The sequence below is a fragment of the Burkholderia guangdongensis genome, assembly GCF_013403875.1.
GTDB lineage: Bacteria > Pseudomonadota > Gammaproteobacteria > Burkholderiales > Burkholderiaceae > Burkholderia > Burkholderia guangdongensis.
Map to the genome: position 1 here is coordinate 1 of NZ_JACBNX010000067.1, position 331 is coordinate 331.

General features: G+C 52.6%; 1 rRNA gene. It reads left to right on the forward strand.

Annotation, left to right across the window (positions count from 1 at the left end):
* A 23S ribosomal RNA gene (locus tag HZI36_RS26715) occupies positions 1 to 331 on the forward strand; the annotation flags it as partial.

Here is a 331-nt window from a genome sequence, read left to right on the forward strand (position 1 = left end):
GAACTAGGTGTACGACAAGTAGGGCGGGACACGTGAAATCCTGTCTGAAGATGGGGGGACCATCCTCCAAGGCTAAATACTCGTGATCGACCGATAGTGAACCAGTACCGTGAGGGAAAGGTGAAAAGAACCCCGGGAGGGGAGTGAAATAGATCCTGAAACCGCATGCATACAAACAGTCGGAGCCTCGTAAGGGGTGACGGCGTACCTTTTGTATAATGGGTCAGCGACTTACGTTCAGTAGCAAGCTTAACCGAATAGGGCAGGCGTAGCGAAAGCGAGTCCGAATAGGGCGTTCAGTTGCTGGGCGTAGACCCGAAACCAAGTGATC